Genomic DNA, 8,650 nt, shown 5'->3' with positions numbered 1-8,650 from the left:
TGGCTTAGTTGCTTGTAATTATCACGCTCAAAAATGTCGCCGGAGGTCAGCAGCGGCTGAGACAAATTGTTCGGCGCAAACTTCCAGGCTGCAAAGCGGCTTCGCAGCTGATTGCCGTTTAACTCAATTTCATCAGCCCTGGTCAGATAATGGGTTATCACATTTCGGATCGTCAGCGCGCTACCTTCACCATTACTTTTTGCGTCGGTCATATCCACAACGAAAACACCAGCCTCACCCAGCACAGCCATCCGGACTCTGGCTTGCTCATCACTGCCGCCAAAACCAACCAGTAAACCGGTATTTTCATCAATCCCAAAGCCAAAACGGCTCTGCGTATCATGCAGCAACCGGATTAACCGGCCTTGGCGGCCGCGCTCTGAAAAATGAGTATCAAGCACACCCCAGCGAAATAACCCCAGGCCACCGGTACCGCTGTAGGTCAGATGATTTTCAGCCAGGCCGTTGTTACAACTCTGATCTTTATCACAACCCACAGCTGGCGCTGGCAGCTCGAAAGCACCGTATTGCATCGCATTGAAGCTGTCACCATTAGTGATCATTGGCGTTCGCTGGCCATTATAGCTGCCGCCCGACATGACGGCGGTGCCGGCACTGGTACCGGCAACGACTATCTGTCCGGCTTCTAGCATTCGTTCTATCTGCTGTAATTCAGCTGACGCTGACCCATCAGCCAACCGCAATGCCTGCAAGGCTAAACTTTGGTCGCCGCCATTGAAAAAGATGCCGTCTGCGCGACGGATCTGCGCCACTGCACCTTTGCTGCCAGCTTTACAAAACTCGGTTTTCTGGGCCATTAAGTCCGGGTAAACCCGCTGCCGCTGGTAACTGCCATGCTGCTCCGCAAGATGTTTGTCTAAGTCAGCACAGCTGTTTTTATCGCCATTCTGCCAGGCCGCCTGATAAGCGGCGCTGATTGGCAGCCAACTGACATCAGCGCCGGCTTCAGCAAACAAATTAGTGTAAAAGTCTACCGCAGCAAAAGGGTCACGTGATGATGCCGTTACCACCAGAATCCTTGGTTTACGTTTATCACCTGCCACCTGCTGTGCCATTGCCACAAACCTCTGGTAAAGCTCAACGGTAAAATTGTTCTTAGTATTGGCTAAATCGGCATATTCCCTGCTGCGCTGGTTGCTGCGGCTGGCGTCGTTTTTGACCATAACCGGGATTTCCAGCTGATCGAGCACAAAATTAAGCTCGCGGCTGCTCAGGCCTGCGTAGACAGTGCGTCCTGACACCCAGATACCATCTACTTCTATCTCGGCACCGCGCCATAACCTGAGCAGTTCGCGCTCAGAAACCGGTTCATTCCCCAGCTGGCCACGCAAGAATTCCAGCACGGCCAAGGTTTGCTGCTGTTCTATAATCCGGTCTTCTGACCAGAAACCGGTGCTGTTTATGGCTTGCAGATGCTCGGTTGTTAACTGAAACAGACTGTGCTTTTTCGCTGCTGCAGAAAACACATCATCACTCAGACAATACCGGGTACTCACTGAACTACAGGTCTCAAGCCCGCCGCCCATTAACAACATTGAGTATTCAGGCATGGTTTTATTTTCATCATTAGCACTAAGAGTAAAAACCGGCATTGCTATTAAAATGGCTGATAAACAAGCAGTTATTTTTTTCATCGGCTCTTTCTTGTTGTTTTCAGGTAATCACTACCCGTGGACTACTGATAATGCGCCAGGCGCTAACCCCATATTTTGTGGTTGTAGATTATCCTGTATTGACATCTTTGCCAATTAGAAGTAGAAATAAGATTGTTTTTGGCGTTGTTTTAGCCAACACCGTAAACAACGAAATTTTCTGATAACTGATATTTCAAAGTAGCGATATGTTAAAGAAAGCACTAATGCTCGGCTCATATCACTATTCGTCCTACTACCTTTCTGAGTGGTTTAACGAATAGACACCTATCAGGCAACTGCGGTTGACCTGAGGTTCTCTGTTTGAACAAACCCATTAAAGCAAAAATAAAGCAAATAACAGGTATGGCTGATCCCTAGCTGATCGCGTGCCTGAAAAACACAGGTATCATTATGCGTAAATTAAACCCGCTGGCGCTGGCTATTGCTGGCAGCTTACTGACGTCTCCTCTTAGCTATGCCCAACAGGAAACGGCCAAAGAAGAACAAAAAGTTGAGCGAATTGAAGTGACTGGTTCGCGAATTAAAGGTGTTGATCTGGAAGGCACCCAACCCTTAGTCGTGATTTCTGCCGAGGATATTAAAAACTCCGGCGCAAGCTCTGTCTTTGACTTATTGCAAGATTTAGGTCAGGTACGGGGCGGCAGCGGTACCTTTTCTACTTCAGAAAGCGGCGCTACTTCCACCTCAACTCCGGCAGGTCAGGCAGCTGCGTCACTTCGCGGTCTGGGACCATCCTCAACGCTGACACTGGTTAATGGCCGTCGGATTGCCGCGTCTTCTTTTGCCGCAGGCACGCAGAACTTCGTTGATGTAAATAGTATTCCACTCTCGGCGATTGAAAGGATCGAAGTGCTGGCAACCGGCGCATCGGCTATCTATGGTGCAGATGCGGTTGCCGGTGTTATTAACTATATCCTGAAGAAAGATTATCAGGGTGCAGAACTGAATTTATCCTACGAAAACAGTACAGCGTCCTCCGATGATAGCCGGATAAATGCCAATATCGTGTTTGGCACCGAACTGGCTGGTGGTAATTTGACTGTGTTTGCTGATCTCTATGATCGCAAAGGTTACACAGCCCAGGACCGGGAGTTTACCCGCCAGCCCAATCTGGTAAGTAATTATTCATATTTACCCAAAGGCGTACCTAATATTTATTACTGGTCGGCCGTCGATGGTAATGAAATTGCCAGCCCGGGCTGCACCAGCCCACTGGTTACCACCGAGTTGGGTGAGGAAATCTGTGCCTATTACGCAAACGAGGACGATGTGCTGGAAACCCCGTTTGAAAGTGCCTCGGCTGGTTTTAATTTCCGCAAAGAATTCAGTAACGGTTTGCTCTGGAATACCGACTTTTTTTACAGCCATACTTCTTCTGTTTCATCATCAAGCCCGGCACCAATAAACCAGATAAGTGATGAAGAGGGCCCATGGGTGCAGGAAACGGCGCTTGCTGTGTTCCCGGATGCAGTGCGTGACAGCTTGCTTGATCAGATATATATCGACCCTTTCACCAGCCCGGCAGGTCAGCGGCTCTGGGGGTTCAGATTTGATGCGCGCTTTAACACCCCCAGAACTGTTGAAGTCACCAGCGATTCCTTCCGGCTGGTCAGTAGTCTGGCTGGCAGCACGGAGAACTGGGACTGGGAAACTGCAATACTTGTGTCCCGTTCAGAGTCAGAGCAGAAAGCCATAGCAGGTATTTACAATCGCTATAAGTATCATGCAGCTATTGCCGGTGAACTTTGTCAGGATGGCAGTATCGCCAGCTATAACAGTGATAGTGACACCTTAAGCTGCGCCAGTGGTGCTGCGTTGGCTGGTGTATATAACCCGTTTTTAGCCAATGATGCCGCCAACGAGCAATTATTAGCTCTGGCCCAGGAAGTGCCAACCCGGGACGGTGTCAGTCAGGTTTATGGCTGGGATGCCCGGATAAGCGGAGATTTATTCGAGTTTAATGGCCAGCTGGTACGTTCTGCATTTGGCCTGGAGCTGCGTAAAGAGGAAATCACCGATACGCCTTCTGCTAATGCCCAAGCCAGTGCGGCTAACGATTATCTGGTTGATGTGTTTGGCTTTGGTTCCAGCCTGTCAGCGGCTGAGCGGACTCAGATGGCTGCTTATGCCGAAATTTATGCGCCGCTAACTGACACTATCGAACTGCAGCTGGCTGGTCGTTATGACCATTATGACGACTTTGGCAGCACCTTTAATCCGAAAATCGGGATTAGCTGGCGCCCCGTTGACAGTTTAATTCTGCGGGGCTCCTGGGCGACATCCTTCCGGGCACCATCACTGACTCAGGCCGGTGTAAAACTCAGAACGACAACTGCAACCTTCGACTGCAGTGCCAATCAGACAGTATCAGATTTATATTGTGAAGGTGCTGGCTTTACCAGCAGTCCCAACGTGCTGGAGCTTGGTAACGCCGATTTGGAAGCAGAGACCTCTGAGTCGGTAAGTTTAGGTTTTGGCTGGAGTCCAGGCAGCGACACAACACTCACCGTTGATTACTGGCAGTTTGAACACAAAAAGCTGGTCGATACCGATATGACAGCGATGCTGGCCCGCACTGCAACCGACGCCAGTGTTCGTCACTGTGGCCTGGTGCCTGACGGTGAATTGGGGATCTCCTACGATCCGGCCCTGTGTGATGTTACCGACGCAGCGGGCCGCACAGTGGAAGATGAAGGTGCCAATATGGCAGAAATTCTCGATGCCTGGGTTGAATACGACAACCCGCGCTTCGCCGAATTACCGCTATTCCGCGACCATGTAATCCAGCTCGATAATGTCGGTAAGCAAGATGTCAGCGGGATTGATGCCCGATTCAGCCATACTTTTGATTTAGCCGGTGGTCGCTTCGGCCTGGATTTCGACTGGACCCATTACCTTGAGTTTGAGCGCAATAAAGCAGGCTCCGATGAAGTCGAAGCGCTAATTGGTACTTTCCGTTACCCGGAAAATATCGGAAGTGCCAGCATTTCGTGGAGTGGAGAGGCGCTTTATCTTGGCTTGAAAGCACTTTATACCTCTTCGTACCAGGATGATACAGCCCGGCTGCGCAGCCGGAACCTTGACGAGCTGGATGAGCTAGGCCTGATTGATGCAGAGGGTAACCGTGATGTCTCGTCATGGACCATTTTGCGGGCGCATATTGGTTATGATTTTGAGCATGCTGCGATTAACTTTACTGTCGACAACTTGCTTGATCGTGATCCTCCTGCCGTGTATGGCCGCAGCCGGGGTTTTGATTCAATTAACCACAACGCCTATGGCCGCAACTATCGTGTATCCTTTAGCTATTTCTTTTAATTAGCAAAGCTGCGGGCGGGGGGGGATGTTTTCTCTTCCGCCCGCAAATTACCGATAGCGACCACAAGGCTTACACTATGGCTAATCAAGCAAAACAACCGGTGTCGATGCCGGACGCCTTTGTCATCCTGTTTTTTGTGATGGTACTGGCAGCGCTGGCATCGCACCTTATTCCGGCAGGCTCATTCGATGTTATTGAAGTAGCAGCGCCAACCGACAGTGCTGTCAAAACTAAAAGCCGGATTGATCCGGGTAGTTTTACCCTGGCCACCGACAGCAGTGCCGGTGTGCCGCTGTTTGCTGAGGGCGGCGGTGTCGGCTTTTTAAACTATGCCTTTGAGGGGATGGTGTCCGGCAATAAATGGGGCTCAGCAGTAGGCGTTATCGCCTTTATCCTGCTAACCGGCGGTGCTTTTGGCATCATTATGAAAACCGGCGCTATTCACAACGGCATTCTGGCGTTAATTGAAAAAACCAAACAGCTGGAATTTGTCTTTATTCCGCTGCTATTTGTGTTGTTCTCGTTAGGTGGCGCTATCTTTGGCATGGGCGAGGAAGCCATTGCCTTTTGTATTGTGCTGCTGCCGCTGATGCTGGCGCTGGGCTACGATGCGATTACCACCGTGCTGGTCACTTACATTGCTACTCAGATAGGCTTTGCCACCAGCTGGATGAACCCGTTTAATGTCGCCATTGCCCAGGGCATTGCTGAGATCCCGTTGTTATCCGGAGCGGATCTGCGTTTAGTGATGTGGCTGGTGTTTACCCTGTTCGGCGTTATTTTTACCATGCACTACGCCGCCAGAATTAAGCGCGACCCAGAAAGTTCGCTTAGCTTCGAGAGCGATCAGCAGCTACGCAGTCAGCAGCAACAGCAGGCGGTAAACAGCTACAGCGCCATTGACAGTGTCATTCTACTGGCATTTTTCGCCGGCCTCATTTGGATAATCTGGGGCGTTACCACCCGCCAATACTATATTCCGGAAATTGCCAGCCAGTTTTTTACCATTGGTATTGTTGTCGCTGTCATTGCGGTAGTGGGTAAAAGGCTCAGGGTGAACGACGCTGCCGAGGGTTTTAAACAAGGTGCCAGTGAACTGCTGCCGGCAGCGCTGATTGTCGGTATGGCTAAAGGTATCGTACTGCTGCTGGGGGGGGATAACCCAGAGACGCCCTCTGTCCTTAATACGCTGCTGTACTATTCTGGTCAGGCATTGGGCGATCTGCCTGCCTATCTGTCTGCCTGGTTAATGCTGGTTATTCAGTCGGTATTTAATTTTTTTGTTGCCTCCGGCTCCGGCCAGGCAGCACTCACTATGCCGCTAATCGCGCCACTGGCAGATATGGTCGGTTTAAGCCGGCAAATTGCAGTGCTGGCTTTTCAGCTGGGTGATGGCCTGACTAACTGCATTATTCCGACATCTGCCGCACTTATCGGCTGCCTTGGCGTCGTTCGGGTAGACTGGACTATCTGGCTAAAATTCGTCTGGAAATTACAACTTTGGCTGTTTGCCCTGGCCAGCATCTTTATGCTGGTAGCAGTTGCTATCGGCTATCAGTAACGAGGTTATTTTGAACACAATTTTTCTGATTAAAAATGTCGAGGTTTACGCGCCACAGCATCTGGGCAAACAAGACATCGTGCTGGCCGGCGGTAAAATTATTGCCATCGGTCAGCAATTCAGCACTGGCGGCAGTGACCTGCCACTGACAGTAATAGACGGTGCCGGCAGTATTGCGGTGCCCGGCTTTGTTGACTCGCTGGTACATTTTATCGGCGGCGGCGGAGAAGCCGGTTTTGCCAGCCGCACCCCGGAAATGCAGCTTACTGATGCCACGCTTGGCGGTGTTACCACCGCTATTGGCGTGCTGGGCACCGATGCGACCACCCGCACCCTGACCAACTTGCTGGCAAAAGCCCATGCACTGCAGACCGAAGGCATTACGACCTATTGTCATACCGGTTCCTATCAGGTGCCTTGTCGAACTCTGACTGGCAGCATTACTGACGACCTTATCCTGATTGATAAATTTATCGGCGTCGGTGAAATTGCGATAAGTGATCACCGCTCATCGCAACCGACTACTGATGAAATCAGAAAAGTGGCAGCGGCAGCCAAAGTGGGCGGCATTCTGTCTGGCAAAGGCGGGATTGTCAGTGTGCATATGGGTGCCGGACCGCGTATCCTTGAGCCTATTTACAATGCCGTTGCCGGTACCGAGCTCAGCCTGAAGCAGTTTTACCCTACCCATATGAACCGCAACCGCGCGGTATTTCAGGCGGGCCTGGAATTCGCCACTAAAGGTGGCGTGATTGACTTTACCACCAGCACCACAGCATATGATCTGGAACATGGCGAAGTTGCAGCCGCGCAAGCGCTGGCTGAGGCACTGCAGGCCGGTATCAAGCCAATGCAACTGACCTTAAGCTCCGATGGTAACGCCAGCCTGCCTATCTACAATAACAGTGGCGAGCTGCTGGGGCTGCAGGTGGGTCAGGTCAGTACCCTTTATCAAGCAGCACGTGACGCCATCTTAGAGCATAAAGTCAGTATCAGTGATGCAATCTGTGCGATAAGTCAGGCGCCTGCTGCTGTGTTGGGCCTTAAACAGAAGGGCACACTCGCCAGTGGCCTGGATGCTGACCTTATCATGCTAAATTGCGACGATCTGGCTATTGATCGGGTTTTTGCCAGGGGTAAACCGCTGGTGGTTGCCGGTAAAGCCACGGTAAAAGGCATGTTCGAGCAATAGCATAATCAGCTATTCACATTTCGCATAAATATATGTAAAAACCATATCTATGCCACTTAAAAAAAGCTGCTGCGGCAGCTTTTTTTTATGCCAAACCGATATTGATGGTGGAAATAGCGCCAATTCATGTAATTTATTTTCATTTTAACGCCGCTGCATTCAATTCCAAATAGACGGCCAGACGGATAAGCTTCACTTGCTTTTTCAATTTTTTCTTAGTATACCTGTTTAGCCCGGTCAGTTTAGACGGCCAGACACGTTAGAGTAAATACACTACAACGCATTGACCACTGAAAGTATAAACGTTATTTTCTTTCAGTCGCAAAAAACCACTTTATAAGAATAATAATTCATATATTTTAAATAATTATATATTTGCACGGCAAGTTTGGAGGTAAGTCATGGCGTTGTATCAGCATAGTCAGGCGCGGGAAAATTGTGGCTTTGGTCTGATAGCTCACATTGAGGGTGCGGCCAGCCACCGGATTGTCAGAACCGCCATTAATGGCCTGGATCGGATGCAACACCGTGGTGGCATATCTGCCGATGGCAAAACCGGCGATGGCTGCGGCTTATTAATGCAAAAGCCCGACAGCTTTTTCAGGGCGATTGCCGAAGAAAATGGCTGGAATCTGGCAAAAAAGTATGGCGTCGGCATGATTTTCCTAAGCCAGGATCCGGTTAAAGCGGCGGAAGCAAAGGCAATAATCAATAAAGAAATTGCCCGCGAAACGTTAACGCTGGTGGCGTGGCGCAGCGTGCCTACCGACAGCTGTGTCCTGGGGCCGCTGGCGCTGGACTCCATGCCACAAATTGAACAAGTGTTTGTTAATGCGCCGCATGGCTGGGGCGATCACGATTTGGAACGCCGGCTTTATATGGTGCGCCGCCGGGTAGAGCAG

4 protein-coding genes and 1 pseudogene are annotated in these 8,650 nt (G+C 50.4%); 4 read left to right on the top strand and 1 reads right to left on the bottom strand.

From position 1 onward, the window contains the following. On the bottom strand, positions 1–1,655 hold a 1,655-nt coding region (locus tag R3177_RS10700), incomplete at its 3' end, for a cyanophycinase (protein ID WP_318971022.1). 411 nt (positions 1,656–2,066) lie between these two features. Between R3177_RS10700 and R3177_RS10695 the strand changes: the two genes are divergently transcribed. The 4 genes and pseudogenes from R3177_RS10695 to gltB form a co-directional block, all read left to right on the top strand. Further along, positions 2,067–4,994 carry a TonB-dependent receptor domain-containing protein gene (locus tag R3177_RS10695; RefSeq protein ID WP_318971021.1) on the top strand — a complete coding sequence of 976 codons (2,928 nt, stop codon included), beginning with the start codon at positions 2,067–2,069 and terminating at the stop codon, positions 4,992–4,994. A gap of 77 nt (positions 4,995–5,071) precedes the next feature. After that, a complete protein-coding gene (gene yfcC, locus R3177_RS10690) occupies positions 5,072–6,556 on the top strand; it encodes a putative basic amino acid antiporter YfcC (protein WP_318971020.1) in 1,485 nt (494 codons plus the stop codon). A gap of 10 nt (positions 6,557–6,566) precedes the next feature. Continuing rightward, positions 6,567–7,748, top strand: a complete 1,182-nt coding sequence (gene iadA / locus R3177_RS10685) for a beta-aspartyl-peptidase (protein WP_318971019.1) — start codon at positions 6,567–6,569, stop codon at positions 7,746–7,748. A 401-nt stretch (positions 7,749–8,149) separates the two neighbouring features. Beyond that, positions 8,150–8,650: pseudogene (gene gltB / locus R3177_RS10680) on the top strand (glutamate synthase large subunit); the annotation flags it as partial.

It is taken from the genome of Arsukibacterium sp. (genome assembly GCF_033722355.1).
In the GTDB taxonomy this organism is placed as follows: domain Bacteria; phylum Pseudomonadota; class Gammaproteobacteria; order Enterobacterales; family Alteromonadaceae; genus Alishewanella.
Note: the sequence above shows the minus strand (reverse complement) of the source record. Positions and strands in the feature narration are given on the sequence as shown.

Coding starts and splice junctions, on each gene's coding strand:
- yfcC (WP_318971020.1), top strand. CDS start 5,072: ATGGCTAATCAAGCAAAACAACCGGTGTCGATGCCGGACGCCTTTGTC.
- R3177_RS10695 (WP_318971021.1), top strand. CDS start 2,067: ATGCGTAAATTAAACCCGCTGGCGCTGGCTATTGCTGGCAGCTTACTG.